This window comes from Halomonas sp. SIMBA_159, assembly GCF_046536035.1.
In the GTDB taxonomy this organism is placed as follows: domain Bacteria; phylum Pseudomonadota; class Gammaproteobacteria; order Pseudomonadales; family Halomonadaceae; genus Vreelandella; species Vreelandella venusta_A.
In genome coordinates, this window is record NZ_JAWJBT010000006.1 from 39,355 (window position 1) to 65,264 (window position 25,910).

General features: G+C 58.8%; 28 protein-coding genes. 17 read left to right on the plus strand and 11 right to left on the minus strand.

Going from position 1 to position 25,910, the window contains the following annotated elements:
• The first annotated feature begins 16 nt into the window (after positions 1–16).
• Positions 17–859 carry an MOSC domain-containing protein gene (locus tag R0J87_RS05320; RefSeq protein WP_498884823.1) on the plus strand — a complete coding sequence of 281 codons (843 nt, stop codon included), beginning with the start codon at positions 17–19 and terminating at the stop codon, positions 857–859.
• Here R0J87_RS05320 and R0J87_RS05325 read toward each other — a convergent pair.
• Complete coding sequence (locus R0J87_RS05325) at positions 813–1,718, minus strand: DMT family transporter (protein WP_498884825.1); 906 nt, start codon at positions 1,716–1,718, stop codon at positions 813–815. The two genes, R0J87_RS05320 and R0J87_RS05325, sit on opposite strands and share 47 nt — an antisense overlap.
• A gap of 203 nt (positions 1,719–1,921) precedes the next feature.
• On the opposite strand from R0J87_RS05325, the gene R0J87_RS05330 reads away from it, so the two are divergent.
• The 3 genes from R0J87_RS05330 to R0J87_RS05340 all read left to right on the plus strand — a co-directional run bounded on the left by R0J87_RS05330 (position 1,922) and on the right by R0J87_RS05340 (position 4,112).
• Entirely contained in the window at positions 1,922–2,707 is a 786-nt protein-coding gene (locus tag R0J87_RS05330) for a MotA/TolQ/ExbB proton channel family protein (RefSeq protein WP_404345091.1), read from the plus strand.
• 3 nt (positions 2,708–2,710) lie between these two features.
• Positions 2,711–3,580 carry a MotB family protein gene (locus R0J87_RS05335; protein WP_498884827.1) on the plus strand — a complete coding sequence of 290 codons (870 nt, stop codon included), beginning with the start codon at positions 2,711–2,713 and terminating at the stop codon, positions 3,578–3,580.
• Positions 3,581–3,689: 109 nt separating this feature from the next.
• Positions 3,690–4,112 carry an OsmC family protein gene (locus tag R0J87_RS05340; protein ID WP_498884828.1) on the plus strand — a complete coding sequence of 141 codons (423 nt, stop codon included), beginning with the start codon at positions 3,690–3,692 and terminating at the stop codon, positions 4,110–4,112.
• Between the two features lie 135 nt (positions 4,113–4,247).
• Here the strand turns inward: R0J87_RS05340 and R0J87_RS05345 are convergent, their stop codons facing one another.
• A complete protein-coding gene (locus R0J87_RS05345; RefSeq protein WP_498884830.1) occupies positions 4,248–4,727 on the minus strand; it encodes a PRC-barrel domain-containing protein in 480 nt (159 codons plus the stop codon).
• A 300-nt stretch (positions 4,728–5,027) separates the two neighbouring features.
• Between R0J87_RS05345 and R0J87_RS05350 the strand changes: the two genes are divergently transcribed.
• Entirely contained in the window at positions 5,028–5,993 is a 966-nt protein-coding gene (locus tag R0J87_RS05350) for a L,D-transpeptidase family protein (protein WP_498884831.1), read from the plus strand.
• A gap of 7 nt (positions 5,994–6,000) precedes the next feature.
• Here the strand turns inward: R0J87_RS05350 and R0J87_RS05355 are convergent, their stop codons facing one another.
• From R0J87_RS05355 to R0J87_RS05370, 4 genes are read right to left on the minus strand one after another with little or no spacing between them, the layout of a single operon-like run.
• Positions 6,001–6,654 (minus strand): response regulator transcription factor, encoded by a 654-nt coding sequence (locus tag R0J87_RS05355; RefSeq protein WP_498884833.1) that lies wholly within the window; start codon positions 6,652–6,654, stop codon positions 6,001–6,003.
• Positions 6,654–8,183: a PAS domain-containing sensor histidine kinase gene (locus R0J87_RS05360; RefSeq protein ID WP_498884835.1), complete on the minus strand. Its 1,530-nt coding sequence runs from the start codon at positions 8,181–8,183 to the stop codon at positions 6,654–6,656. Before R0J87_RS05360 ends, R0J87_RS05355 begins: the two co-directional genes overlap by 1 nt.
• Before the next feature lie 20 nt (positions 8,184–8,203).
• Complete coding sequence (locus R0J87_RS05365) at positions 8,204–8,872, minus strand: 2OG-Fe(II) oxygenase (protein WP_498884837.1); 669 nt, start codon at positions 8,870–8,872, stop codon at positions 8,204–8,206.
• Positions 8,869–9,540: a CoA pyrophosphatase gene (locus tag R0J87_RS05370; protein ID WP_498884963.1), complete on the minus strand. Its 672-nt coding sequence runs from the start codon at positions 9,538–9,540 to the stop codon at positions 8,869–8,871. Before R0J87_RS05370 ends, R0J87_RS05365 begins: the two co-directional genes overlap by 4 nt.
• A 94-nt stretch (positions 9,541–9,634) precedes the next feature.
• On the opposite strand from R0J87_RS05370, the gene R0J87_RS05375 reads away from it, so the two are divergent.
• Entirely contained in the window at positions 9,635–10,192 is a 558-nt protein-coding gene (locus R0J87_RS05375; protein WP_404345099.1) for an NUDIX hydrolase, read from the plus strand.
• A 6-nt stretch (positions 10,193–10,198) separates the two neighbouring features.
• On the opposite strand, the gene R0J87_RS05380 is transcribed toward R0J87_RS05375, so the two are convergent.
• Positions 10,199–10,510 carry a YqfO family protein gene (locus R0J87_RS05380; protein WP_404465567.1) on the minus strand — a complete coding sequence of 104 codons (312 nt, stop codon included), beginning with the start codon at positions 10,508–10,510 and terminating at the stop codon, positions 10,199–10,201.
• A gap of 124 nt (positions 10,511–10,634) precedes the next feature.
• Here R0J87_RS05380 and R0J87_RS05385 point away from each other — a divergent pair, with 124 nt between their 5' ends.
• The 11 genes from R0J87_RS05385 (at position 10,635) to R0J87_RS05435 (ending at position 22,109) form a co-directional block, all read left to right on the plus strand.
• Positions 10,635–11,588: a sugar-binding transcriptional regulator gene (locus R0J87_RS05385; protein ID WP_498884839.1), complete on the plus strand. Its 954-nt coding sequence runs from the start codon at positions 10,635–10,637 to the stop codon at positions 11,586–11,588.
• 164 nt (positions 11,589–11,752) lie between these two features.
• A complete protein-coding gene (locus R0J87_RS05390) occupies positions 11,753–13,075 on the plus strand; it encodes an ABC transporter substrate-binding protein (protein ID WP_305947835.1) in 1,323 nt (440 codons plus the stop codon).
• 77 nt (positions 13,076–13,152) lie between these two features.
• A complete protein-coding gene (locus tag R0J87_RS05395; RefSeq protein WP_062359322.1) occupies positions 13,153–14,043 on the plus strand; it encodes a carbohydrate ABC transporter permease in 891 nt (296 codons plus the stop codon).
• Positions 14,044–14,075: 32 nt separating this feature from the next.
• Positions 14,076–14,927: a carbohydrate ABC transporter permease gene (locus tag R0J87_RS05400; protein WP_159341468.1), complete on the plus strand. Its 852-nt coding sequence runs from the start codon at positions 14,076–14,078 to the stop codon at positions 14,925–14,927.
• Positions 14,928–14,938: 11 nt separating this feature from the next.
• Positions 14,939–16,096, plus strand: a complete 1,158-nt coding sequence (locus tag R0J87_RS05405; RefSeq protein ID WP_498884841.1) for an ABC transporter ATP-binding protein — start codon at positions 14,939–14,941, stop codon at positions 16,094–16,096.
• Positions 16,093–16,791 carry an HAD family hydrolase gene (locus R0J87_RS05410; protein ID WP_498884843.1) on the plus strand — a complete coding sequence of 233 codons (699 nt, stop codon included), beginning with the start codon at positions 16,093–16,095 and terminating at the stop codon, positions 16,789–16,791. The genes R0J87_RS05405 and R0J87_RS05410 overlap by 4 nt, the downstream gene beginning before the upstream one ends.
• Positions 16,775–17,560, plus strand: coding sequence for an L-iditol 2-dehydrogenase (locus R0J87_RS05415; protein WP_498884845.1), 786 nt, complete (start codon positions 16,775–16,777; stop codon positions 17,558–17,560). The genes R0J87_RS05410 and R0J87_RS05415 overlap by 17 nt, the downstream gene beginning before the upstream one ends.
• Positions 17,561–17,567: 7 nt before the next feature.
• Positions 17,568–18,188, plus strand: a complete 621-nt coding sequence (locus R0J87_RS05420; protein ID WP_498884847.1) for a nucleoside/nucleotide kinase family protein — start codon at positions 17,568–17,570, stop codon at positions 18,186–18,188.
• 36 nt (positions 18,189–18,224) lie between these two features.
• Complete coding sequence (locus R0J87_RS05425; protein ID WP_498884848.1) at positions 18,225–19,712, plus strand: mannitol dehydrogenase family protein; 1,488 nt, start codon at positions 18,225–18,227, stop codon at positions 19,710–19,712.
• Entirely contained in the window at positions 19,712–21,196 is a 1,485-nt protein-coding gene (xylB, locus tag R0J87_RS05430) for a xylulokinase (RefSeq protein ID WP_498884850.1), read from the plus strand. Before R0J87_RS05425 ends, xylB begins: the two co-directional genes overlap by 1 nt.
• Positions 21,197–21,269: 73 nt before the next feature.
• On the plus strand, positions 21,270–22,109 hold the full coding sequence (locus tag R0J87_RS05435; RefSeq protein ID WP_498884851.1) for a fructosamine kinase family protein: 840 nt from the start codon (positions 21,270–21,272) through the stop codon (positions 22,107–22,109).
• Between the two features lie 16 nt (positions 22,110–22,125).
• Here the strand turns inward: R0J87_RS05435 and cynS are convergent, their stop codons facing one another.
• Genes cynS through R0J87_RS05455 form a run of 4 tightly spaced genes read right to left on the minus strand, consistent with a single transcriptional unit; the run spans position 22,126 to position 25,810 of the window.
• Entirely contained in the window at positions 22,126–22,566 is a 441-nt protein-coding gene (cynS, locus tag R0J87_RS05440) for a cyanase (protein WP_159341475.1), read from the minus strand.
• Complete coding sequence (locus R0J87_RS05445; protein WP_404465579.1) at positions 22,559–23,515, minus strand: ABC transporter ATP-binding protein; 957 nt, start codon at positions 23,513–23,515, stop codon at positions 22,559–22,561. Before R0J87_RS05445 ends, cynS begins: the two co-directional genes overlap by 8 nt.
• 10 nt (positions 23,516–23,525) lie before the next feature.
• Positions 23,526–24,383 (minus strand): nitrate ABC transporter permease, encoded by an 858-nt coding sequence (ntrB, locus tag R0J87_RS05450; protein ID WP_159341477.1) that lies wholly within the window; start codon positions 24,381–24,383, stop codon positions 23,526–23,528.
• Positions 24,384–24,385: 2 nt separating this feature from the next.
• Positions 24,386–25,810: a CmpA/NrtA family ABC transporter substrate-binding protein gene (locus tag R0J87_RS05455; protein ID WP_498884853.1), complete on the minus strand. Its 1,425-nt coding sequence runs from the start codon at positions 25,808–25,810 to the stop codon at positions 24,386–24,388.
• Positions 25,811–25,910 lie beyond the last annotated feature (100 nt).

Genomic DNA, 25,910 nt, shown 5'->3' on the forward strand with positions numbered 1-25,910 from the left:
AGCTTAAGAGGCCGCTGTGAAGATAACTCAACTAACGGTTTATCCGGTGAAATCCCTGCAGGGGATCGATGTAACCCAAAGCGAGATCCATACCCACGGTCTCGCTTGGGATCGTCGCTGGATGCTGGTGGATGCCCAGCAGCGCTTTGTCACTCAGCGGCAGTTGCCCGCTCTGGCGACGGTGTCGGTGGCGTTAACGTCCGATTCGCTCGTGCTTTCTCACCCTACCGTTGAGCCGATCGCCATCTCGCTAGAAGAGCCTGCGGGCAACCTGCGGCTGGTCTCGGTATGGGACGATCACTGTAAAGCGCTGCCGGAGGGCGAAGCGGTGTCCGAGTGGCTGGAAGCCGCCTTGGGCGAGCAGGCCAAAGGCATCAGCCTGGTGCGCTTTGCCACCACGTTCACCCGGACAGTGGAAGAGGACTTTTTGGCGGGGGGCGAAGCCCACACCTACTTTGCCGATGGCTACCCCTTTTTGATCACCACCACCGGCTCGCTAGATGCTTTGAACAGTGCGCTGGTCGCGGGAGGCAATACGCCGGTTCCTATGAACCGCTTTCGGCCCAATATCGTGGTGGCCTGCGATGACGCTTGGCAAGAAGACCGCTGGGTGGCTATCAAGAGTGATACCTACCAGCTCACTCTGCGCAAACCCTGCCAGCGCTGCAAAATCACCACCGTCGACCAGCAAACAGGCACCGTTCCTACCCAAGCCGAGCCGCTAAAAACGCTCTTAGCGTTGAATACCCAGCCCCATTTGAAGGGCGCTCACTTCGGCCAAAATGCCACCTTAACAACAGGGGATGGCGGCGTTATTCGTGTGGGGGATGAGGTGACGGCAGTGCCCCGCGAGGCCTAAAGCGCAGCAGCTTCGTGGCAATCGCGGTGCCCAGTAGGGTAATCACCATGCCTGCCACGACTTGCAGGCTTAGTGTTTCATCCAGTAGCAGGTAGCCCCAAAGGAGCGCACTCACCGGTACCAAAAAGGTGACTGTTGAGGTGGCGGTGGCACCTGCGCTGGCGAGCAAACCAAAGTAAAGTAGGAACGCCAGCGTGGTGCTGAGCATGGCCAGCGCCAGGGCATTGCCCCAGGCCAGTGTGCTCACCGGCTCGCTTGGCCATAGCCATATACCGGGAATCAGTAATACCAACGCCGACATAGCGCTACTGCCCGCGGCGAGTACTCGCGTGGGCAGGTGGCTAAGGCGTGTTTTCGAGTAGTTGCCTGCAATGCCGTAGCAGAACGTGGCGCCTAAGACGGCAATAATAAACCAACCGTCGCCGCCTAAACCGAAGTCCAGCCGATTCGCTGAGAGTATATAGACGCCTAGCAGGGCCAGTGCCAGCCCTACGTACTGCTGTCGCTGTATGGGCGTGGCAAAAAAGGCGGCCCCTAACAGCGCGGTAAAAATCGGCGTGGTGGCGTTAATCAGTGACGTAAAGCCCGCCTCCAGGCGTGTGGTTGCCAGCGCTAGAAGCGAGAAGGGCAGCACATGGTTAACGATACCCAGCAGCAGCAATGGCCCTTTGTGCTGCCAGATCAAGCGTAAATAGTGCAGGCTCAATAACAGTGGCAGCAGCAGTAGGGCACCAATCCCCATGCGTACTAATACCAGCGGCACTGCCCCAAACTCTGGCGCTGCCACGCGCATAAAAATAAACGACAGCCCCCATAACGATGAAAGCAGTAAAAGGCGCAGTGCGTCGGCCGATGACATGGTGTGTCCTTACGTGGAAAAACGCAGTGTTAAGTGCTCGTCAGCTTATCCATAAAGCGTATGAAAGCGAAGTGGCTACAAGGAGATAAATAGGATTGTCAATATTTGTCATGTGACTAAATTGACGTTGACGCCTATGATGGGAGTCTCTACTGTCTCAGCCAATCGTAGGATTGCAATTGATGACCCGTTGAGGAAACGCCGTGGATCTCGCAACGCTGATTGGCTTGGTAGGAGCTGCCGTGCTGGTAGGTGCCTCTGTGATTATGGGCACGTCGCCGGAAGTGTTTATGAACCCTACCGGGTTGCTGTTAGTGGTTGGAGGAAGCTTATTTGTTGTTTTAGCTAAGTTCAGTATTACCCAGTTTAAGTTTGCGTTTAAAGCAGCAGCGCGGGCGTTTAAGTTTCAGTTACCCAGTATTCAAGAGAGCATCGATGAGTTAGTGGAGCTTTCTAAAGTGGCTCGTCGAGAAGGCATGATTGCCTTAGAGAGCCGTGAGGTAAACTCCCCGTTTCTAAAGAAAGGTCTGCAAATGCTGGCAGACGGCTTTAGCGCCGATATGATCAAAGAGATGATGGAGAAGGAGCGCTTACTGACCCTAGAGCGCAACGAGGCCGGTGGTCAGGTCTTCTCTGCGCTTGGCGAAGTGTCGCCCGCCATGGGGATGATCGGCACACTCGTGGGGCTGGTGCAGATGCTCTCGAATATGGGCGACCCTTCCTTGATCGGCCCGGCCATGGCGGTGGCGCTGCTCACCACTCTGTATGGCGCGATGATCGCCACGATGATCGCCACTCCCTTGGCCGACAAACTATGGGTGCGCATGAACCAAGAATCTAAAATGCAGGAGCTATGGATAGACGCGATCCTCGCCATCAAGGGAGATAAAAACCCGCGCGTACTTGAACAAATGCTGACGATTTATCTACCGCCTGAGCATCGCTCGACGGAGACCAGCGAAGAGCGCAGTGCGGCGAGCGAGCGATAAACCATGGCACAAAAGCAGACCAATATTCCCGCTTGGATGGTGACCTACGCTGATTTGATGTCGCTGCTGCTGTGCTTTTTTGTTCTGCTGCTGTCGTTTGCTGAAATTGATGCGCAGAAGTTTCGTCGTGTAGCGGATGAGCTTTCCAAAGCGTTCGGGGTGCAGCGAGACATCGAAGCGATGCAGATACCGATGGGCACCAGTGCCGTCATGCAAAACTTCTCGCCAGCGACGCCCGATCGCACGCTGATAGAAGAGGTGCGCCAGCGCACCATGCAACAGCAGCCTCAGCTTGAGTCGATGCGTAATATTCTGGAAACCCAGCAGCGCCAGCGCAGCCTGCAGGTGGCGGGCAGCGTCGAGTCGCTGCTAGAGGCTTCCCTGCCTGAAGGCGTAGCGGAGATTACGGTGGATGAGTACCGCGTGGTGGTGCGCATTGCCGAAAATGGCACCTTTGATTCGGGCACCGCCACGGTCACTCCAGCGTTTGCCAGCCTTTTGGAAGAGCTTGCCATGCTGCTGGGGGAGTTAACCGGCACCGTGTCGATTGACGGACATACTGACAATATCCCCATTCGCACCGCTCAGTTCCGTAGCAACTGGGATCTGTCGGCCATGCGGGCTGCTTCGGTGGCCAACGTCCTGGCCAATTCCGGAGCGATCACGCCTGAGCGGCTGTTCATTCAAGGGTTTGCCGAAACGCGGCCGCTTGCCGCTAACGATACGCCGGAAGGCCGTGCCGCCAATCGCCGAGTAGAGCTGACCATTGATGCCAGCGCGCCCTTGGAAGAGCGGGGAGAGCGCTCCATGGAGTCGCTGCAGGCAAGTGCATCTGAGACACCACCCCCGTTGGCTGCGGTCACCTCACCGTAAGACGAGAGCCGTAGAATCACCGCCTAGAATCAGCTACGCTGAGTAAGCACCGAACGTAACACTGCGTTCACCCTGCGAGAAGCACACTACCCTAGGAAAGGAGAACAGAATGGATAGTAAAGCAAGCGCACATTGGGAAGGTGGTCTGAAAGATGGCCAAGGTAAAGTCGCCACTGAAAGCGGTGTACTGGATGCAGGTTACTCCTTCAAGCAGCGTTTCGAAGGCGAGCCCGGCACCAACCCTGAAGAGCTGATCGGTGCCGCTCACGCCAGCTGTTTCTCCATGGCTCTGTCGATGATTCTGGGCGAGAAAGGCTATACCGCTGACTCTATTGATACCCAGGCACGAGTCACGCTATCGCAAAGCGATGCAGGTTTTGATATCTCCAGCATTCACTTAGACGTGGAAGCCAGCATAAACGGTGCCGACGACGCTGCTTTCCAGGAAGCCGCTGAAACTGCCAAGGCCAACTGCCCGGTATCCAAAGTCCTCAAGGCTGACATCACCATGTCTGCCAAGCTGAAAGGCTAATACCCAGAGCGCTGCCTTAAAGCGGCGCTCGGCAGCATTGTTGAATGGCGCTGCCGTTAATACGAAAAGGGCCTTGCCGAGTGGCAAGGCCCTTTTTGCAAGCAATGACTGCTAAGCAGCCATGGGCGGTACAGATTAGCTCTGTGTCTCGCTCACGTTATTAGCGTTCTCTTCGCTATTGTTCATCTCGGTGTCGCGCTCCGTATGAAGGTCGCCGTCGCGCTCGTACTCTTGTGCCTCCTCCAGGGCTTCTTCCGAAGCGTTGACGGAAATCACGTACTCTTCATCGTCCTCGCCTTTCGTCAATTCCAGGGAGTCCCATTCGATAGCGACATTTTTTTCGCCCATCCCCAGGAAGCCACCTACACCAACAACCACGGCGTTGATTTTGCCATCTTCATCAATGATCAGGTCATTGATGGTGCCGATGTCTTCATCGTTTTCAACGCTGCTGTGCACCTGATTGCCCGTCAGCGAATCAGAGTGAAAGGTGTTGTCCGGTGCGCTGGTTAAATAAGAGGCTTCCATACCGTTGCTACTGTCACTGGCCTGAGTAATGCCTGCAGTGGCCATCAGTGCGGGAAGGATGAGTGTGCTGAGAAAGATCGGTTTCATCGAGATTGCTCCTTGCGTGGTGATGAGGAGGACTCGCCGCGTGTGCGTGCATCGCACAAATGGCGCCTCTCACTGTCCGACGTTGCCCTGCACTTCGCTGTGCAAGGACACTTCTCAAGGTAGGAGCTGGCGCGCGCTTTGCAATCTCAATAGCGAACTCTTAATCAGTATCAAGAAAGAAAAGCGGCGACGTTAAAAGCGCTGCGACAGTCTGGCGAATTGACCCACCGCCCGTAGCTGGGCATATTCATAGCCACTATGGCCTACCGCACAGCGGTTGCTGCATATAAAGGAGACCCCATGACCCTGACTGCCCCCTCACTGCCGTTTCAGCAGTTGAAACAGCATCTAGCCAGCGGCGTAGTGGCGCTAAGCACTTGGCTAATGGCAACCGGTGCGTTGGCTAATGACGCCGAGCTGCCGAAAGGACACTTTTCACTGCCTGACGCGGGCAATATGGTGGGCGAGGTCTATACCGTCACCGCCAGCGAAGAGGATACGCTGCTGGACATTGCCCGGGAGCACAACGTGGGCTACGAAGAAATTCGCATGGCCAACCCGGATGTCAGTATCTGGGTGCCGGGCGAAGGCACCGAAGTCACCATTCCTAGCCAGTTCTTACTGCCCGACGAACCCCGCACCGGCATTGTGATTAACGTCGCCGAGCTACGCATGTACTACTACCCCGAGGTAGAAAATGGCGAAGCGCCTCGGGTAGAAACCTACCCCATTGGCATTGGCCGCGACGCTTACAATACGCCGCTGGGTATTACCGAAACCACCATGCGCTTGGAAAACCCCGCCTGGTATCCGCCTGAGTCGATCCGTCGCGAGGCAGCCGAGCGTGGCGATGCCCCCCCGGCGGTAGTGCCGCCTGGCCCGGATAACCCGCTGGGGCAGTACGCGATTTTGTTGGATATCCCCGGTTATCTGATTCACGGCACCAACCAGCCAGACGGCATTGGTATGCGCGCCAGCCGTGGCTGTATTCGCATGCACCCTGAAGATATTGAATCCGTCTTCTGGCGTGTGCCGGTCGGCACGCAGGTGAATATCATTGATGCACCGATCAAACTTGGCCGGAATGCCGACGGCGAGGCCTACATTCAGGCGTTCACTGCCACGGATGAGCAGGCGTTTGGCATGGAAACGCTGCTGAATGTGGTGGAGTTGATTGAAGCGCACGAAGGCGAAGGCCGTGCCAACTATGAGCAGGTCAGTCGCGTGTTAGAAGAGGCTAACGGCCAGATTGTGCCGTTAAGCTAACCCTCGCCTAAGTGGAGACAGGCAGTAGTGTAGGCACCAATGACAGCGCTACTGCCTGGCGCACCAGCTCCGCCACATTAGTTGCCCCCATCGCCTTCATCGCACGCAGCCGATACACCTCAACCGTTTTGGCGCTAATACCCATATGGTCGGCGATCTCGCGGTTCGTCATTCCTTCTGCGACGTGAACCACAATGCGCTGCTCTTTCGGGCGCAGCGCCTCAAAGCAGGCTTTTAGCTGCGCTATTGCCTGCTGACGCTGGTGCTGCTGTTCGGCACTGCTGAGTGCCCTTTGCACGACTTCGATCAGCTGCTGATGATTAAACGGCTTCTCGATAAATTCAAACGCACCGTTTTTCAGCGCCGCCACCGCCATGGGCACATCGCCATGCCCCGTCATCATGATGATCGGCAGGCTGGCGTGCCGGTCGACTAGCTGCTGCTGCACCTGCAGCCCGCTCATCCCCGGCATGCGAATATCTAACAGCAGTGCGCCAAAGGCATCATGGGCGGTGGCTAAAAAGGTATCACCGCTGGCAAAGGCGTGAGTGGTTAACCCCACTGATTCCAGTAGCCACACCAGCGATTCCCGCAGAGCGTCATCGTCGTCAACCACCGCAATGACGCTGGGAGGTGGTGAAGTGTGAGTAGGCGAGAGCATTAGGCGTCGGTCTCCGTTCGCAGTGATACGTCAAAACAGGCGCCTTTAGCGCTGTCGGTGCGCAGGGAGAGGGCGCCTCCCATACTCTCCACCAGCGTACGGCTAATGGCCAGCCCCATGCCGAGCCCTTCATCGCGGGTGGTAAAGAAAGCGTCAAAAATTATTTGCTGGTGCGCTTTTTCCACCCCCGGCCCCTCGTCCTCAACGCTTAGCGTGATCTGGCGCTGGCCGCTTCGCCGGGCGCTGATGCAGACCACCTTGGCGTCGTTCACCCGGCGACTAGCGGTCAGCGCGTTCAGCAGTAAGTTCACGATGACCTGCTCCAGGGCAATTGGGTCGGCGTAGATACGCGGTAATCCTTGGGGCAGCTGCGGCGTCAGGGTGATCGATGCTTGCTGATACTGCCACTCGCAGAGCCGACAGGCGGCCGCGATGACGTCTGCCAGCACTAGCGGGCGCACTTGGTGGCTGCGCTTACGTACAAAGCTGCGCAGGTGGCGCAGACGCTGGGCGAGCCGCTGTACCTGCTCGTCAATGCGCTCCAGAGGAAGCAGCAGCTCGCTTGCCGGAGGGGCAGGCTGCTGCTGGCACTTTAACAGCGCACCGCTGGTGTAGTTGGCAATGGCGCCTAAGGGCTGATTCAGCTCATGGGCGATATTGGAAGCAAGTTCGCCCGCAGCGGCTAGCCGGTTAGCGTGGGCAATCTGCTCTTGGTGGCGTCGCGCCTGGGCTTCGGCGGCTTTGCGGGCGCTAATATCGCGATTCACCAAGGCAAACTGGCCAGGCTCGGCCCCCCGGCTGCGGTGGGCCAGCACCACGCTGAGCACCGGCACACAGCCGCTCGCGGTGCGCATCTCCAGCTCACCGCTCCAGGAGCCATAACGCTCCACGGCGGGAAATACCACTTCATTTAATAAGCGCAGCGAGTCGGCTTGATATAGCTCACTGAGCGCAGTGGACGAAGCCGTGGGCAGAGCAAAGCAGCGGCGAGCGGCTTCGTTAGCGCTGAATACCCTCTGATTCGGCCCTAAAAACAGCACGTAGTCGGTGGTGGATTCGACCACTTGAGCTAAGCGCTCGCGAGTGGCTTCGGCCTCAATGCGACGCCCAACGTCTCGTGAGACACACAGGATATCAAGTAACTCTCCGGTCTCGGCATCCCGCCGGGTGCGGCTGGTGGTTTCAAACCATACGTAATGGCCCGCCTTGGCGCGAAAACGATAGGTTTGCTGATAGAAACCGTCGTGGTAGTAAACCCGTGGCGATTTGTTCAGCAGGTCGCTTAGATCTGCCGGGTGAAACAGCTGATAGGCGGAGACGCCGACCAGCTCGTCGGGTTCATAGCCCAGCAGCTCCCGCGCGGCTTGAGAGGCATACAAAAACGTGCCGTCCCGGGCGTGGCGGGAGATCAGGTCGGTGGTGCTCTCTGCCAGCCACTGATAGTGGCGCTTTTCCTCTTCAAGTGCGGCGTTACGCGCTTCCAAGGCAGCCACTTTCGCCGCTAGGGCGGCCGCTCTTTCAGCACTCACAGACATGTCTCGCTCATCATTTAGCGGGCAGGATCCAATACACCGCCCATTGATGCATTGCGGCGGAACCAGCCCGCAATGCTGGCGCGGGGCTGGCGGGTGGGCAGCACTTCGTGGGGAATGGTTTCCGATAAAAAGCAGGCAAAGGTGCCGGCTTCGGGCACCACGCGGGCCACTTCCAGAGCTGGGTCATCCGGATGATAAATCACCATTTCACCGCCGCCGTCGCTCGGCCAGTCGGGGTTCAAGTAGCCGACGGTGGAAATCACTCGGTTGGCCCGCCCGCGAAAGCTGTCCAGGTGGCGCTGGTAGAAGGCACCGGCGGGGTAGTGGGCAAAGTGGGCCTCGTACTCAAACAGGCCAAGAAACAGCGCTTGGTTGAGCGACTGCTGCAGTTCCGCCATGGCGTTCAAATAGCGGCGTTGGGCTTCGCTCTCTCGGTCTAGCCAGTGGATAGCATCGCCTCGGATATCTTTACGCAAGTGGTGCTGCTGGCCTCGGCCAATGCCCGCTTCATCCAGCGCGTCGTGTTCGGCGAGGTGGAGGATCTCGCGGTGCAGCGCTTGACACAGAGTCGAGTCGATTACCCCTTTCCCCACATACCAACCTTGTTCCACCAGCGCGTCGACCAGCTCCAAATGGGCTTGCGGGTCAAGGGCGGGAGAGTCCAGTTCAGATAAAGCGATCATTTCGTGATTCTCGTAACGGGCGCGCGTTCGGCTTTGGCCGAGCGACTGCTTGTGGGGGTGTGGCGTTCGGGGTAGTGGCGTAAAGCACCGGGCGGGCGCTGGTAAAGGTCAATGTTCATACCAAACCCTTCGGCCAGCAGCTCCACTAGCATCATTGCCGATAAGCCCCAAATCACATGGCCATCTACCCGATAGCTGGGCACATAGTGGGCAACGCCATCGACGGTAATCACATCGGTATGGGTGCGATGGTCGTCTAAAAAGTGGCTGAGCGGGACTTCAAAAATAGCGTCCAGCTCCGCTGGGTCTGCCACCAGCGGTAGATCCGGCGGAATAATACCCACCCAGGGCGTCACGCGAATGCCGTGCAGCGAAATCACATCCGACAGCCGCCCTAGGGGCTTCACCAGCCCAGGGACTAACGCAATCTCCTCTTCCGCTTCCCGTAGCGCCGTGGCGTACAGGTCGGCATCCTCTGGCTCACGCTTACCGCCTGGAAAGGCGACTTGGCCACGGTGGGTATTTAAGTGGCTGGCCCGGCGTGTAAATAGCAGTGTGGGGGCAGGGCGTTCCACAATGGGCAGTAAAACGGCGGCTTCCGGCAGTGCTATGTGGTCTAGGCGTTGAGGGATATGCTGTTGCAGCTGTTGGCGCAGTTTCTCTAACATAGGGATTCCCGTTGCTTTGCTCTCTTTTACCCAGCCACGGTGATCATCGTCAAGCACGTTGATGCCTCGACCCACCAGCCGTAGAGAAAACGCGATGAACTTTTGTAGTCAGTGTGGTGAGAAAGTCCGGTTTGCCGTTCCCGAAGGAGACGACCGCCCCCGCTACCTGTGCGACGGCTGCGGCACGATCCACTACCAAAACCCCCGTATCGTGGCGGGTACGCTGCCGGTGAGCGGCTCCAAAGTACTGCTCTGCAAGCGCGCGATCTCCCCTCGAAAAGGGTATTGGACGCTACCGGCGGGGTATATGGAAAACGCCGAAACTACCCAGCAGGCCGCGACGCGGGAAACCTGGGAGGAGGCCTTTGCCGAGGTCACGCTGGGCGACTTGTACACGCTGATTGATCTACCGCATATCAACCAAGTGTATATGATTTTTCTTGCCGACTTGATGGGTGGCTTTGGTGCCGGGCCTGAGAGCCTTGAGGTGGCGCTGTTTGAAGAGCATGAGATTCCTTGGGACGCATTAGCCTTCCCAACCATCGAGCGCACGCTGCGCCACTACTTTGCCGACCGTGAAAACGCTGCGTTTCCACTGCATATCAGCAAAATTACGCCTGAAGATCGCGAGCGCTATGTGGGTAGCGCCTAGCTTTTTCTAAAGGTCGGCAAGCTGCCAAACGTCGTAGGCGACTTCTTCATAGGGGTGCGCCAGCTTGAGCGCGGCAATGGCAGCTTGAATATGTTCGTCGGCGCAGACCAGCTCGACTTTGAACTCTTCAACGGTTTCCAGCCTGCCGACCTGGCCAATATGCGGTTCGGCACCCTTCATTGGGCGGAACTGCCCGGTGCCTCGGGTCTGAAAGCAGACATGCTCGTAATCGCCAATGCGACCAGCGCCGGCTTCAAAGACGGCGTTTTTGACGCTGTCGGCATTCTCAATCGGAACAAAAAACGCGAGTTTATACATAGCAGCTACCTCTGTGCATCGTAATACGTCGTCAGGCGCTTATGTTAGCGGATAGGACACTACTGGTCCTGGCGAAGGCTTTGTATGATGAGGTTTTTTTAACGACAAGGCGGCAAACCCATCCATGGATAAGTTTGAAGTAAAGCTCGACCAAGCGGCGAGAGCCGCCTGGATGTCCTATGTCGGCGGAATGACCCAGGATGAGATTGCCAATCAGCTTGGCGTCTCACGCCCTGGCGTACAGCGCTTGCTGGCCCTGGCGCGCCAAGAGGGGCTGGTAAAAGTGCATATCGACCACCCCATCTCAACCTGCATGGCGCTGGGCAGCGCCTTGCGCGAGCGTTTTCAGCTCACCTACTGCGATGTGGTGCCTGCGGACACCCAGGCCCCCGAAAGCGGCGCGTACTATTTGGCCGTGGCGGGGGCAGAGCGCATTGCGCGGCTGGTGGAGCGCAGCGAGCCGCTGACGCTCTCGCTGGGAACTGGGCGTTCGGTGCGTGCGGCAGTGGAAGCGCTAAGCCGTGTGGAGCGGCCACAGCATCGTTTTGTATCGCTGGTGGGTAACGTAGCCCGTGACGGCTCCGCTAACCGCTATGATGCGGTAATGGTGTTGGCGGATAAAACCGGTGGCGAGCGCTTTTTGTTGCCTGCCCCCGTAGTGGCAGAGTCGCTGTCGGAAAAAGAGGCCATGCTGTCCCAGCGCTTGTTTAAAGCGATTGCCGATGTGGCGAGAGAGTCAGAGGCTGCCTTTATCGGCATTGGCCGTATTGACCGCCAAGCCACGCTTTTCCAAGATCACTTCATTAGCGAAAGCGAGCTGGATGAGCTGCTGGGCCGCGAAGCGGTGGGGGAGCTGCTGGGTTGGCCGCTGAACCGGCGCGGGGAGGTGATTGATTGCTCGATTACCCGGCGGGTTACCAGCCTACCGCTGGAGCGTTTTGGAAAGCACCTGATGGTGGGAATTGCCGGTGGCCGAGATAAAGCGCCTGCCATTTTAGCCGCGCTGCGCGGTGGCTGGCTGAAGGGCTTGATCACCGATGAGGTCGCCGCTCGGCATATCATCGAAGCCATTGAGTGAGTGGTGTTTTCGCACTTGCAACATGCAAGCGATTGAATAAATTAGCGTAAAGTCTAACGCGGCAAGCTTTGCTTTTTTTTGGCTCGCGTACGATCATTTGTTCGGTTGGTGATCAATAAGATCAAGGCAACAACAATGCCAATATTTGCCAAGAGGAGTGCTGTATGCGTCTCGCGCGTCATTTGCCCGTCACGACCCTAGCCGCTGCTATTGCGGTAGCTGGCCAAGCCCAGGCTCAAACTGAGATCACCGTCGCCACGGTGAACAATAATGACATGGTCATTATGCAGAGCCTGACCGATGCCTTTGAGCAAGCGCACCCGGATATCACGCTGGACTGGGTGGTGCTTGAGGAGAACGTGCTGCGTCAGCGTATGACCACGGATATTGCCACCGGCGGTGGGCAGTTCGACGTGATGACCATCGGCACTTATGAAGTGCCTATTTGGGCCGAGCGCGGCTGGCTGGAGCCGCTGGACAGCTTGCCCGATGACTACAACGAAGACGATCTGCTGGCATCGGTACGCGATGGCTTAAGCCTGGACGGCACTCTGCACGCGCTGCCGTTCTATGCGGAAAGCTCGATGATGTATTACCGCACCGATCTGTTTGAGCAGGCAGGTATCGAGATGCCCGAGCAGCCCACCTGGACGCAGGTGCGCGACTGGGCCGAACAGCTCCACGGTAGCGAAGAGGGCCTGGCGGGTATCTGTTTGCGCGGCAAGCCGGGCTGGGGCGAGAACATGGCCTTCGTCTCAACGCTGGTGAATACCTTCGGCGGCCGCTGGTTCGATGAGCAGTGGAATCCGGAGCTGAACTCCGAGGCGTGGAATAACGCGATTTCGTTCTACGTAGACCTGCTCAGCAACTACGGCCCGCCAGGCGCCAGCTCCAACGGCTTTAACGAGAATCTCGCGCTCTTCTCACGCGGTAACTGCGCCATGTGGGTCGATGCTACCTCGGCGGCAGGCAAGCTCTACGACGAGAGCGAATCCGACGTAGCCGGTACGCTTGGCTTTGCACCCGCGCCCATCGCGGAAACTCCCAAAGGTTCCCACTGGCTGTGGTCCTGGGCACTGGCTATCCCAGCTTCATCTGAGCATAAAGAGGCAGCTCAAGCGTTCATTACCTGGGCTACTTCTGAAGAGTATATCGAGCTTGTCGGTGAGACTAATGGCTGGACCAGCGTACCGCCGGGTACTCGTGAATCCACCTACGCTAACGAGCAGTACACCTCAGCCGCGCCGTTTGCTGGATTCGTACTTAACGCCATTAAAGAGGCCGACCCCACCGACTCTAGCCTAGAGCCGAACCCCTATGTGGGCGTGCAGTTTGTGGGTATTCCTGAGTTCCAATCGATTGGCACTCAGGTAGGCCAAACCATTGCGGCGGCGCTGACCGGTGATACGTCGGTTGAGCAGGCGCTAGATAGCGCCCAGCGTGCTACTGAGCGCACGATGCAGCGGGCGGGCTACATCGAACGTTAATGCACTCCTGCGCCTGCCCGGCCACGGGCAGGCGTTTTCGGTGGTTCTCGCAGGTCTGTTTTCTTGCAGGTATTTCCATGAATAGAACACGTGCTTCTGGCCGTACGGTCGGCGGGCTGAGAACGCTTTCGCTTCAAGCGCCCGCCGTAACGCTGCTCCTGCTCTGGATGATTGTGCCCCTAGGCATGACCATCTGGTTCTCTTTCCAGCGTTACAACTTACTGATGCCCGAGATGACCGGCTTCGCCGGGCTGGAAAACTATGAGTACCTGCTGACCGACCCCGCGCTTTGGTCGGCCATGGGCACCACGCTGCTGCTGGTGGGGTGGGTGCTGGTGATTACCGTGGTGGGCGGTACGCTCTTAGCGGTTCTGTTTCAACAGGATTTTGCCGGGCGGGGCATTGCCCGCGTATTGGCGATCTCTCCCTTCTTTGTCATGCCAACGGTGAGCGCGCTGGTATGGAAAAACATGATGATGCACCCCTCTAACGGGGTGTTGGCGTGGTTAGCACAGTCGTTGGGGCTGCCCGCGCTGGACTGGTTCTCATCGCTACCGCTGACCTCCATCATCATCATCGTCTCGTGGCAGTGGCTGCCGTTTGCGCTACTGATCCTGCTGACGGCGATGCAATCGCTGGATGAAGACCAAGTGGAAGCCGCACGTATGGATGGCGCGGGGCCGCTGGCGATTTTCTTCTTTATCACGCTACCGCACCTAAAGCGTGCGATTAGCGTGGTGATCATGATTGAAATGATCTTCCTGCTGACGATTTTTGCCGAGATCTTTGTCACTACCTCCGGAGGCCCGGGGCTCGCCACCACCAACTTGGCTTATTTGATCTACATCCAAGCGCTGCTGGATTTCGATGTGGGTATGGCCTCGGCGGGTGGGGTGATCGCCATCATTCTGGCCAATATCGTCGCGATTTTCCTTGTCCGTATGGTCGCTAAGAACTTAGAAGACTGACCCCGGCACCAGGGCGTCTTGGGAGCATTTCAATGACAACTCATCGTAATAGCGCACCAGCACACACTCGCTCGTTGCCCATCCGGCAACTGGTATTGACCCTGTTGGGCTGGTCGATCGCGCTGATTATCTTTTTCCCTATCCTGTGGATGGTGCTGACCGGTTTTAAAACCGAGACGGCGGCGATAGCCGACCCCAGCTTTATCTTTTCGCCCACACTGGAAAGCTACCAGGAGGTGCAGGCACGCTCGGGCTATGCCCGTTTCGCGCTGAACAGCATCGCGGTAGCGTTTGGCTCTACGTTTTTAGCGCTGCTCATCGCTATTCCTTCGGCCTATGCCATGGCTTTTTTGCCCACTAAGCGCACCAAGGGCACGCTACTGTGGATGCTCTCCACCAAAATGCTGCCGCCGGTGGGTGTTCTGGTGCCTATCTACCTGATTTTCCGCGATGTCGGGCTGCTGGATACCCGCACCGGACTGATCATTATTTATACCTTGATGAACCTGCCCATCGTGGTGTGGATGCTCTACACCTTCTTTAAAGATATGCCCAAAGACATTCTCGAAGCGGGCCGGATGGACGGTGCCTCCACTCTGCAGGAAGTGTTCTTCCTGCTACTGCCGCTGACCCTGCCAGGGATTGCGTCGACTGGGCTGCTCTCGGTGATTTTGAGCTGGAACGAAGCGTTCTGGAGTCTCAACCTCACCTCGTCGAAAGCCGCGCCGTTGACCGCCTACATTGCCTCGTTCTCAAGCCCCGAAGGGCTGTTCTGGGCCAAGCTGTCGGCGGCTTCTACCATGGCCATCGCCCCCATCCTAATCCTCGGCTGGATGACCCAAAAACAAATGGTGCGCGGCCTGACCTTTGGCGCCGTCAAGTAAAGGAGTTCCCCATGGCAACCTTACAACTCAAGAACATTACCAAGCAGTTTGGCGACACCAAGGTCATCAAGGGCATTGATCTCGACGTTAACGATCGTGAGTTCGTGGTGTTCGTTGGCCCTTCGGGCTGCGGTAAATCCACGCTGATGCGTATGATCGCGGGCCTGGAGAGCGCCAGCGACGGCGATATTCTCATCGATGGCAAGCGCATGAACGAGGTGGGCCCCGCCGACCGCGGTTTGGCGATGGTGTTTCAAAGCTATGCGCTGTACCCGCACATGACCGTTGAGGGCAACATGGGCTTCAGCATGCGCTTGGCCGGTGTGCCCAAAGAGGAGCGCCGCGCCAAGGTGCTGGAAGCTGCCAAGATCCTTCAGCTTGAGCCGCTGCTGGATCGCAAGCCCAAAGCGCTGTCCGGCGGGCAGCGCCAGCGGGTGGCGATTGGTCGAGCGATTGTGCGCAACCCCAGCATCTTCCTGTTCGACGAACCGCTCTCCAACCTAGACGCGGCGTTGCGGGTGCAGATGCGTATCGAGCTGGCGCGGCTGCATGAAGAGCTGGATGCCACAATGATTTACGTGACCCACGACCAGATAGAAGCCATGACCATGGCCGATAAAATCGTCGTGCTACACGATGGCGTGGTGGAGCAGGTGGGTTCGCCCATGGCGCTCTATCACCACCCGCGTAACCGCTTTGTGGCAGGCTTTATCGGCTCGCCCAAGATGAATTTCTTCAGCGTCGAGCAGCAGTCCATTGGCTATGATGGCGTCACCGTGCGCCTGCCCGGGGGGCGGCCCTGCACCATTCCCGTATCGGGCGAGCAGCTCGCCAGCGATGAAGCGCTGGAGCTGGGTATTCGTCCTGAGCACCTACAGCTGGATGAAAACGGCCCGCTGAGTGGGCAGATTAAAGTGTTGGAGCGCTTAGGCGGGCAGACCTCGCTGTACGTGCAGATGGGCGAGCTGCTGATCACCATCATGGCCGATGGCGACGTGGCCTACCGGGTGAATGATACCGTGCAGTTTGGCTTTGCCTCCGAGCGTGCTCACCTGTTCGATGCCCAAGGCTTGGCGCTAGAGAGCCTGTCACAGCACCCGCTGGCCAGCCTAACCCGTCAGGATAACCGTGCGGCGACCGAGCCTGCTGCGCCAGGAGCGCAGGTATGAAGGTGCTGATTTTTGATTGCGACGGCGTTCTGGTGGATAGCGAAGCCCTGGCAGAAGAGACCTTGGAAACCCACCTTGTGCAGTGGCTGCCGGATTTGGATATCCCGACGCTACTCAGCCAAGCCCTGGGTATGACGACCGCCGACATTCTCCGCCATCTAGCGCAGTTAAGCCGGCATCCGCTGCCACCTAATGCCTCTGAGGTAGTCGATAGCGCCATAGAAGCGCGTCTGGCACGAGAACTCACCGCTATTGCAGGGGTTCACGACGCCGTTAGTGGTATCGATTTACCTAAAGCCGTGGTCTCCAACAGCCGCCGCTGCCGCGTATTGGCATCGCTTGCGACAACGCAGTTGGAAGAGGCGTTGGGCGATGTGCCGATTTTCACGGCCGAGCAGGTCGATAACCCTAAGCCGGACCCAGCAATTTACCGCTTGGCGGCGCATGAGCTTGGCTGCCCGCCCAACCGCTGCCTAGTGGTTGAGGATAGCGTGGCAGGCGTTACCGCTGCGCATGCCGCCGGCATGCGGGTGATTGGTTTTGTGGGCGCCAGCCATATCGACGACGAGCAGCCTGACCGCCTGCTCGCGGCGGGTGCTTGGCGAATTTTGCCCCATATGCGCGGGCTTCGCGCCTTAGTGGACGAGTGGCAATTACATCTGCAAGGACAAGATAACAATGAAACTGCTCAATAAACGTGCCGTGATTACCGGCGGTGCCCGCGGCATCGGACTCGCCATTGCCCAGCGCTATTTGGCTGAAGGGGCCCATGTCGTGGTGGCCGATATCGATGCCAAGGCCATTGAAGATGCACTCACCACGCTGAAGCAGGATGCCAGCGCCGAGCGGGTCATGGGCGTGGTGCTGAACGTGTGCGACCAAGGCTCTATCGATGCCATGGTGGAGAGCGTCACCGAGCGCTTTGGCGGCATTGATATTTTGGTCAATAACGCGGCGGTGTTCGATATGGCGCCGGTGCTGGAAGTGACCCAGGCCAGCTTCGACAAACAGTTTGCGGTGAACACCAAAGGCATCTTTTTCACCCTGCAGGCCGTGGCCTGCGCCATGGTGGCCCAAGGTCAGGGAGGCAAAATTATCAATATGGCCTCCCAGGCGGGCCGACGTGGCGAACCGCTAGTGAGTGTTTACTGCGCCAGCAAAGCCGCCGTGATTAGCCTGACCCAGTCCTGCGGGCTCGATTTGATCAAGCATCGCATCAACGTCAATGGCATTGCCCCCGGCGTGGTGGATACCCCGATGTGGGAAGAGGTCGATGCGCTGTTTGCCCGTTTTGAGAACCGCCCGCTGGGCGAGAAAAAGCGCCTAGTGGGCGAGGCGGTGCCCTATGGCCGCATGGGGCTGCCGGAAGATCACACCGGCGCCGCCGTGTTTCTCGCCAGCCAGGATAGCGATTACGTCGTCGCCCAGACGCTCAACGTCGATGGCGGCAACTGGATGAGCTAAGACGCCCATGAGCCCTGATCTTGTTTCGTTAAGCCACCAACTGCTGGATGCCGCCGAAGGCAAGCCGCGCTTTATGGTTGCCCTGGCGGGGCCGCCGGGGGCCGGAAAATCCTACCGCAGCGCGCTGCTCTGCGAAGCGATTAATCAGCTGCGCCCGGGGCATGCGGCGGTGGTGCCGATGGATGGCTACCACTTCGATAACGCCGTACTGGGCGATGAACAGCTGCCTGTGAAAGGTGCGCCGCACACCTTTGATGCCGAAGGGTTGCATCACGATTTAATGCGCATCCGCCGGGCGGATAAGCCGGTGGCCGTGCCGGTCTTTGATCGGCCTCTGGACCTTGCCCGTGCCGGTGGGCGGCTGATTACCCCCGCGCATCGCATTGTGATTGTGGAAGGCAACTATCTGCTGCTGGACCAAGACCCGTGGCGCTCGCTGCACGCGCTGTTTGACTGGACGTTAATGATCGACGTCGACGACGCCGTACTCGTGGAGCGGTTGGTGAACCGCTGGCTCTGTATGGGCCAAGACCACAGCGGCGCGCTTGAGCGCACCCACCAAAAAGACATGCTGAACGCCGCGCTGGTCAAAACCAGCAGCGTGCCCCCAGACCAGCGCTGGCGCTAGGACGCGCTTGCCCAGCCAATAACCCGGAGAGTGACGATGACCCAGCTTAATAACCACAGTGTGGGTTCCCTCAGCGCGGCGGTTGAGACGCCGACCTATGATCGTCAGGCCGTGACGCCTGGCATCGTCCATATTGGCGTCGGTGGTTTTCATCGTGCCCATCAGGCGATGTACGTAGATGCGCTGATGAACCAAGGCGAAGCGTTGGATTGGGGCATTGTGGGCGTGGGGGTCATGCCCGGCGACAAACGCATGCAGCAGGCCCTCGCCGCACAAGACTACCTTTACACCCTCGTGGTCAAGCACCCTGACGGTGAGTATCAGCCTCGGGTGATTGGCAGCATGGTGAACTACCTGTTTGCCCCGGAAGACCCCGAGGCGGTCATCGAAACCATGGCCGACCCCGCGATCAACATTGTGTCGCTCACCGTTACGGAGGGCGGCTACAACTTTCATCCGGTGTCCGGCGAATTCAACCTAGACGCCCCCCAGGTGCGCGACGATCTCGCCCATCCTGAGCGCCCCTCCACCAGCTTTGGCTTGGTGGTGGAAGCCTTGGTACGCCGCCGGGCACGGGGTATTGCGCCGTTTACGGTGATGTCCTGCGATAACATTCAAGGTAACGGCGATGTCGCCAAGCGCATGTTCAGCGCCTATGCCCGCGCCCGCAGTGAACAGCTGGGCGACTGGCTAGCCGCCGAGGTAGCGTTCCCCAACGCCATGGTGGACCGCATCACGCCGGTGACCGCGCCCACGGATATCGAAGAGCTCTCCCAGCGCTTTGGCGTTGAAGATGCCTGGCCCGTGGTGTGCGAGCCCTTTACCCAGTGGGTGCTGGAAGGTCACTTCCCCTTGGGCCGCCCGGCGTTCGAGAAGGTCGGCGTTCAAGTTGTCGAGGATGTCGAGCCGTACGAACTCATGAAGCTGCGCCTGCTCAATGCCAGCCACCAAGCGCTGACCTACTTTGGCTATCTGGCGGGCTACCGCTACGCCCATGAGGTGTGCCAAGACCCGCTGTTTGTCGAGTTCTTGCTCGGCTACATGCGCGAAGAGGGCACACCGACGCTGGCCCCCGTACCGGGGGTGGATTTAGAAACCTACCGGCTGACGCTGATCGAGCGCTTTGCGAACCCGCAAATCAGAGACACCTTGGCGCGGCTGTGCGCCGAAAGCTCGGATCGCATTCCTAAATGGTTAGTGCCGGTGATTCGCCAGCAGCTTGCCCAGAGCGGTGAGATTGAGCGCAGCGCCGCCGTGGTGGCCAGCTGGGCACGCTACGCCGAAGGCGTCGATGAGCAGGGGCAGACCATTGAAATCGTAGACCGCTTGCGCGCGCCGTTAATGGCCATTGCCGCCAATAACCGCACCCATCCAGCGGCCTTCGTGGAAAACCGGGAGCTGTTTGGCGACTTAGCGGACCAGCCTCGCTTCCTTAACGCCTACCTGGAGGCGCTGAAGTCGCTGCATGAACGGGGCGCACGGGCTACTCTTGAGGCTCTGGTCGCGTCCAAAGGAACGTTGTGATGTATATCGGGGTGGATTGCGGTACGCAAAGTACCAAAGTCGTGGTGGTTGATGTGGAGCGGGGCGTCATTCTGGGCGAGGGCAGCCGCCCGCATCGCCTGGATGAAGGGGAGCATGGTCGCCGGGAGCAGGCGCCGGCGGAGTGGCTGGCGGCGCTCAAAGGCGCGTTCTTTCAAGCGATTGAGCGCGCCGGGATCGATGCCAAGCAGGTGCGCAGTATTGGTGTGTCTGGCCAGCAACACGGCATGGTGGCACTCGATGCCGATGGCGTGCCGGTGTATCCCGCCAAGCTGTGGTGCGATACCGAAACCAGCGCTCAAAATAGCGCACTAGTGGAAACGCTGGGGGGCGAGGCGGGCTGCCTGGAGAAGCTGGGCCTGGTGCTGCAAACTGGCTATACCGCTTCCAAAGTGGCCTGGCTACGCGAGCATCAACCAGATGCCTACCAGCGTATTGCTACGCTCTTGCTGCCCCATGACTACCTGAATTTCTGGCTGACTGGCGAACGGGTTACCGAGGCAGGCGACGCCTCGGGCACCGGTTACTTTGATACCCGCGCCCAGTGCTGGCAGAAAGAGGTGTTTGCCGCCATTGCGCCGGAGCTCGACCCTGACCGGGTACTGCCTCGGATCATTGACGCCCATGAACCTGCTGGCCGCGTGCGCCCGTTAGTGGCTCAGGAGCTGGGGCTAGGCGATAACGTGGTGGTCTCCTCCGGCGGTGGCGACAACATGATGGGGGCGATTGGCACCGGCAATATTACCCAGGGGCTGGTCACGCTCAGTTTGGGCACTTCCGGCACGGTGTGTGCTTACTCACCTAATTCCGTGGTGTGTGACAGCGCCATGGTGGCGAATTTTTGCGCCAGCCACGGGGGATGGCTGCCGCTGATCTGCACCATGAACGTGACCTCGGCAACGACTCGCGTGCGTGAGCTGTTTGGGTTGGACTTGGCTACCTTTGGCGAACAGGTAGCCAGCGCCCCGATTGGTGCCGAGGGCGTCACCGTGCTGCCGTTTTTTAACGGCGAACGGGTGCCCATGCTGCCCGATGCCACCGGCGATTTTCTCGGGTTGACCAGCCTGAATATGACCCAGGCCAACCTCTGCCGAGGCGTGATGGAAGGCGCGACCTTTGGACTCCGCTATGGGCTGGAGCTGCTAGGCGAGCTAGCCGCGGGCACCAGCCAGATTCGATTGATTGGCGGCGGGGCGAAAAGCCCGGTGTGGCGGCAAATGGTCGCTGATATTACCAACACCCAGGTGATTTGCCCCGAGATTACCGATGCCGCCGCACTGGGGGCAGCCATTCAAGCGGCCTGGTGCGATCTACAGCCCGAGGGCGTTAGCCTGGCATCGCTCTGCGAGCGCCTGGTGCATCTGGATGCGGCATCGCTGGCGGAGCCTGATGCCGAGCGTGTGGCCGCCTATGAAGGTGCCTATCAGCGCTATTTGGCCGCGCTATGGCAGCGCCATACGCTGTAACCACCCATTGCCTCCATGGCCGATTGCCTTGTACCGTGATCCACTCAACCACGGTAACGCAGCGGAGAATGCCATGGAGGCTAGCTTACGCCATCTGCTCACTACTCACGATATAGCGCCCACCGGCGAGCTAGAGCCTCTAAGCGGCGGCGACAGTGCGGCGGTGTATACGTTAGCCACGCGCCAGGGGCGGGTGATTGTGAAGCATGACGATCCCGAGCGTCTCAGGGGTGAGGCAGAAGCGCTGCACGCCCTGGCCGGAGCCAATACCTCGCTCATTATTCCCGAAGTGCTCGGCCAAGCGGAAGGCTGGCTAGTGATGGAAGCCCTGGAGACTCAGCCCGCCAACAAGCAGGATGCGACCGCGCTGGGAGAGGGCCTTCGCCAACTGCACGGCGTGATAGGCACCTCCCACGGTTGGCATGAGGACAACGCCTGCGGATTGACCCCGCAGCCCAATGCGCTACTGGCTGACGGGCGGCAGTTTCAGCGTGAGCGGCGCCTGCTCCCACTTTGCGAGACCTGCTTTCAGCGTGGTTTGCTTGATAGCGCGCTACGTCGCCGCATCGAGCAGCAGGCCGAACAGCTGGAGCGCTGGTTGCCGGATGCTCCTGGGAGTTTGGTTCACGGCGACCTGTGGTCGGGCAATGTACTGACCACGCCCCGCGGGCCAGCGCTGATCGACCCGGCGATTTATCGCCACTATCCCGAAACCGACCTTGCCATGCTGACGCTGTTCGGCTCCCCCGGTGACGCGTTTTTTGAGGCCTACTGGAATGGCAACGCCCCGGCCGACTGGCCGAGGCGTGAAGCGCTGTTTCAACTCTACCCATTGCTTAACCATCTGCTGCTGTTTGGTGCCAGTTACCGCAGTGGGGTCGAGCGCAGCGTAACGCTGCTGGAACGCGATTAAGCGCGCGCTATTAACGTTACCAGGACTTATAAGGCAGGAATTTGCCGTTCAGGGTCAGCAGTACTCGGTCGCCTTTCGGGTCTTCGATTTTGTCCACTTCCATGGTGAAGTCGATGGCGCTCATGATGCCGTCGCCGAACTTCTCTTGCACCACGTCTTTCAGCGTTTCGCCGTACACGCCGACCACTTCGTAGAGGCGGTAGACGAACGGGTCTTGGGGGATGGCTTCATCCCACGCTTTTGTGGGGAAGGCCGTGAGCGCGGTGGCGACGTCGCCATCCACTTCGAGTACGTCGCAGAGCTTATGGGCGATATCGGCGCTGGCGCTGTTCATGCCGTAGCAGGCAGAGGCGACCCACACCGGTGACATGCCGACGGCGCTGGCAATGTCATCCCAACTCATTTTTTTACGGGCTTTGGCAGCCAGCAGGGTATGGCGCATTTCGAGCTTATCCATGACGGACCTCCTTAGGAGTGAACTTCACTAGGTTTTCTTGTGGTTCGGTGGCAGGGGATGCTGGGGTTGAATCTGTAGTGGTTTCTGCAGACGCTAGCTGTACCGGGTTCACCGGCGTCGGGTAGCGCAGGCCTTGGCCGTCGAACTCCTGGGTGCGCAGCTCGCTGGAGCGGTTCACCAGAAAATCGACCAGGTAGTTACGAATCGTGTAGAAGTGCGGATGCTTGACGATCTCTGCCCGCTGGCGGGGCCTTGGCAGGTCAATCTCCACCGCTTCGGCGATACGCGCTTGGGGGCCGTTGGTCATTAAGAAGATGCGGTCGGCCAGTAAGATCGCTTCGTCCACATCGTGAGTGATCATGAACACGGTTTGCTGATCCTGGCTCCAGATTTTGATCAGCTCGTCTTGAATGACGCCCCGGGTCAGCGCATCCAGCGCGCCGAACGGCTCATCCAACAGCAGCAGTTTGGGCTTGGTGGCAAACGCCCGGGCGATGCTCACCCGCTGGCGCATACCGCCAGAGAGCTGAGAGGGCTTGCGGTCTACCACCTCTTTCAAGCCGACCATTTCCAGGTATTTCATGCTGTGGTCGGTGACTTCCCGGTCGCTCCACGCTTTCCAGCGGGCGCGTACGCCAAAGCGAACGTTTTCAAGCGCGGTGAGCCAGGGCAGCAGGCTGTAGTTTTGAAACACCACGCCACGCTCAAGGCCAGGGCCACTGATCTCTTTGTTCTCCATCACCATGGAGCCTTCAGAGAACTGATCCAGCCCGGCGAGTGCGTTCATAATGGTGGATTTACCGCAGCCAGAGTGGCCGATGATGCACACAAACTCGCCCTTCTTGAGCTGAAAACTAATGTTCTCAAACACCGTTAGCGGTTCTGCCTCTTTACTGGCACCGGGGAAGCGCTTGGCAGCTTTCTGTACCTCTACAAAAGCATGACTCATGGTCGGCTCCTTATTCGGCGTAAGTGACAAAGCGGGCAATATAGGCAAGCGACATATCCAGCAGCATGCCCACCACGCCGATCATCAGGATGGAGAAGATCACGCTGGTCAGGTCGAGGTTGTTCCACTCATTCCAGACGTAGTAGCCAATGCCGGTGCCGCCCACCAGCATCTCGGCAGCCACGATGACCAGCCAGGCAATGCCGATGGAGATCCGCATGCCGGTCAGAATGGTGGGTGCGGCCGCAGGTAGAATCACTTTGAAGGCCGTTTGCAGCGACGACAGCTCGTGGGTGCGGGCCACGTTCACCCAGTCGTTGCGCACGCCCGCCACGCCAAAGGCAGTGTTAAGCAGCATTGGCCAAATAGAGCAGATAAAGATCACGAAGATGGCGGAGGCTTCAGAGTCGCGAATGATGAACAGCGCCAGCGGCATCCAGGCCAGCGGCGAGATAGGCCGCAGCACTTGAATAAACGGGTTGAGCGCTTTGTACGCCAGGGGCGACATGCCAATTAAAAAGCCAATCGGAATCGCCACCAGCGCGGCCAGCAGGTAGCCGCTGAGCACGCGGTAGAGCGAGTAGCCCAACTGAATGCCAATGCCTTTGTCGTTGGGGCCTGCATCGTAAAAGGGGTTAGAAAGCTCCTGCCACGCTTTCACGGCGATTTCCGAGGGCGGCGGTACTTTGGCGCTCTCATCGGCCCCGGCCAGCAGCTGTTCGTACTCGCTTAGCGCCTCGCCGCCGCCCATCAAGGGCGATTGGTTCAACCCTTCCCAGACGCCCAGGCCAACCACGAGCAACATAATGGCGAGAATCGTGGCGCGGGCGTTCAGGCTTAATTTCCATTCGGTGGTGGTGCGGTCCATGGTTAGCCCCTCCGAATGGCGAAGCTTTCGACATACGCTTCAGGCTGGGTGTAATCAAAGGTTTTACCCATGATTTGGTAGTTGCGGGCGGTCTCTTCGGGCGCTTCGTACCCCAGCTCGCGCATCACGGTCTGGGCATCGGTGGCCAGGTACACATCCCGGGCAATCTGCTGATAATCCACGTCGCCTTCGATATAGCCCCAGCGCTTCATTTGCGTCAGGATCCACACCGCCATGGAGTGCCAGGGGAAGGGGTCGAAATCGATGCGGTCCGGCACGTTCTGCACGCCGCCTAAACCGTCGGCAAAGCGCCCGGTGAGTACCTGTTCAATCACCGTGACCGGCTGGTTCAGGTAGTTCGTCGGGGCAATGGCTTCGGCAATTTCTGAGCGGTTAGCGGGGTCTGAAGAGTACTGGGTAGCATCGATAATCGCCCGCAGCAGTGCGCCGTAGGTGTTCGGGTTTTCGCGGGCAAAGCGGGCGCTGGTGGCAAAGGCGCAGCAGGGGTGGCCGTCCCAAATCTCTTTGGTCAGCAGGTGAATAAAGCCGATGCGTTCAAACACCGCGCGCTGGTTGAAGGGGTCGGGGGATAAGAAGCCGTCGATGTTGCCTGCCCGCAGGTTGGCGACCATTTCGGGCGGCGGAATTACGCGAATTTGAATATCTTGATCCGGGTCTAAGCCGTGCTCGGCCACGTAGTAGCGCAGTAGGAAGTTGTGCATGGAGTACTCGAACGGTACGCCAAAAGTGAAGCCTTTCCACTGCTGCGGATCGCGCTTATCCAGGTGGTCGTTATGTAGCACAATCGCCTGGCCGTTGATGTTTTCTACGGCGGGCATAATGAACGGCTCTGGGGTAGAGCCTGCACCGAGGGTCATCGCCAGCGGCATGGGCGTTAGCATGTGCGCCGCGTCGTATTCGCGGTTGAGGGACTTGTCCCGCGCTACCGCCCAGCCAGCGGTTTTAATCACCGAGACATCCAGGCCGTAGCGCTCATAAAAGCCCATGGGGTGGGCCATGATGATGGGCGTGGCACAGGTGATCGGAACAAAGCCGACATTAAGCTGGGTTTTCTCAAGCGGCCCTAACCTCTCTTTTACTGCGGCTTTAATCGAATCCAGGGGGAACAGGCTCGCCAGAGCGGCGGCGGCGGTGCCGCCACCTACCAGCTTCATAAACTGGCGGCGGTGCATGTCGCTATGGCCAAACATGCCGCGCACCAGCGCGCTTTCGACCATGCGATCCATCACATCATCGGCACTGCTCGGCGTGGCTGCCGCTGTTTTCGAGGTTGGCTGAGTAGAGGATGTAATAATACTGGGTTGGGAAGAGTGGCACTGATGACAATCGCACTGCCGTCCGTGAATCAGTGATTGGCGATGATCAAACGGGTTGCCAAGACTGCTGTGGTCGTTGTTCTCTTTCATGGACGTTCACCTCACAGGAGCAAAAGGGCTTTAAGCTGCGCCGTCTTGGTGCGGAACGTGTCCCTGCGGCGCTACTTAGTAGATAGCGACTTACGTGCCA

Bases quoted from the DNA above. Each gene is read 5' to 3' on its own strand.
- R0J87_RS05455 (WP_498884853.1), bottom strand. From the start codon at position 25,810: ATGAAAGAGAACAACGACCACAGCAGTCTTGGCAACCCGTTTGATCAT.
- R0J87_RS05350 (WP_498884831.1), top strand. From the start codon at position 5,028: ATGACCCTGACTGCCCCCTCACTGCCGTTTCAGCAGTTGAAACAGCAT.
- R0J87_RS05355 (WP_498884833.1), bottom strand. From the start codon at position 6,654: ATGCTCTCGCCTACTCACACTTCACCACCTCCCAGCGTCATTGCGGTG.
- ntrB (WP_159341477.1), bottom strand. From the start codon at position 24,383: ATGGACCGCACCACCACCGAATGGAAATTAAGCCTGAACGCCCGCGCC.
- R0J87_RS05365 (WP_498884837.1), bottom strand. From the start codon at position 8,872: ATGATCGCTTTATCTGAACTGGACTCTCCCGCCCTTGACCCGCAAGCC.
- xylB (WP_498884850.1), top strand. From the start codon at position 19,712: ATGTATATCGGGGTGGATTGCGGTACGCAAAGTACCAAAGTCGTGGTG.
- R0J87_RS05380 (WP_404465567.1), bottom strand. From the start codon at position 10,510: ATGTATAAACTCGCGTTTTTTGTTCCGATTGAGAATGCCGACAGCGTC.
- R0J87_RS05435 (WP_498884851.1), top strand. From the start codon at position 21,270: ATGGAGGCTAGCTTACGCCATCTGCTCACTACTCACGATATAGCGCCC.
- R0J87_RS05335 (WP_498884827.1), top strand. From the start codon at position 2,711: ATGGCACAAAAGCAGACCAATATTCCCGCTTGGATGGTGACCTACGCT.
- R0J87_RS05375 (WP_404345099.1), top strand. From the start codon at position 9,635: ATGAACTTTTGTAGTCAGTGTGGTGAGAAAGTCCGGTTTGCCGTTCCC.
- R0J87_RS05395 (WP_062359322.1), top strand. From the start codon at position 13,153: ATGAATAGAACACGTGCTTCTGGCCGTACGGTCGGCGGGCTGAGAACG.
- R0J87_RS05445 (WP_404465579.1), bottom strand. From the start codon at position 23,515: ATGAGTCATGCTTTTGTAGAGGTACAGAAAGCTGCCAAGCGCTTCCCC.
- R0J87_RS05390 (WP_305947835.1), top strand. From the start codon at position 11,753: ATGCGTCTCGCGCGTCATTTGCCCGTCACGACCCTAGCCGCTGCTATT.
- R0J87_RS05385 (WP_498884839.1), top strand. From the start codon at position 10,635: ATGGATAAGTTTGAAGTAAAGCTCGACCAAGCGGCGAGAGCCGCCTGG.
- R0J87_RS05420 (WP_498884847.1), top strand. From the start codon at position 17,568: ATGAGCCCTGATCTTGTTTCGTTAAGCCACCAACTGCTGGATGCCGCC.
- R0J87_RS05370 (WP_498884963.1), bottom strand. From the start codon at position 9,540: ATGTTAGAGAAACTGCGCCAACAGCTGCAACAGCATATCCCTCAACGC.
- R0J87_RS05340 (WP_498884828.1), top strand. From the start codon at position 3,690: ATGGATAGTAAAGCAAGCGCACATTGGGAAGGTGGTCTGAAAGATGGC.
- cynS (WP_159341475.1), bottom strand. From the start codon at position 22,566: ATGGATAAGCTCGAAATGCGCCATACCCTGCTGGCTGCCAAAGCCCGT.
- R0J87_RS05325 (WP_498884825.1), bottom strand. From the start codon at position 1,718: ATGTCATCGGCCGACGCACTGCGCCTTTTACTGCTTTCATCGTTATGG.
- R0J87_RS05405 (WP_498884841.1), top strand. From the start codon at position 14,939: ATGGCAACCTTACAACTCAAGAACATTACCAAGCAGTTTGGCGACACC.
- R0J87_RS05410 (WP_498884843.1), top strand. From the start codon at position 16,093: ATGAAGGTGCTGATTTTTGATTGCGACGGCGTTCTGGTGGATAGCGAA.
- R0J87_RS05345 (WP_498884830.1), bottom strand. From the start codon at position 4,727: ATGAAACCGATCTTTCTCAGCACACTCATCCTTCCCGCACTGATGGCC.
- R0J87_RS05425 (WP_498884848.1), top strand. From the start codon at position 18,225: ATGACCCAGCTTAATAACCACAGTGTGGGTTCCCTCAGCGCGGCGGTT.
- R0J87_RS05400 (WP_159341468.1), top strand. From the start codon at position 14,076: ATGACAACTCATCGTAATAGCGCACCAGCACACACTCGCTCGTTGCCC.
- R0J87_RS05415 (WP_498884845.1), top strand. From the start codon at position 16,775: ATGAAACTGCTCAATAAACGTGCCGTGATTACCGGCGGTGCCCGCGGC.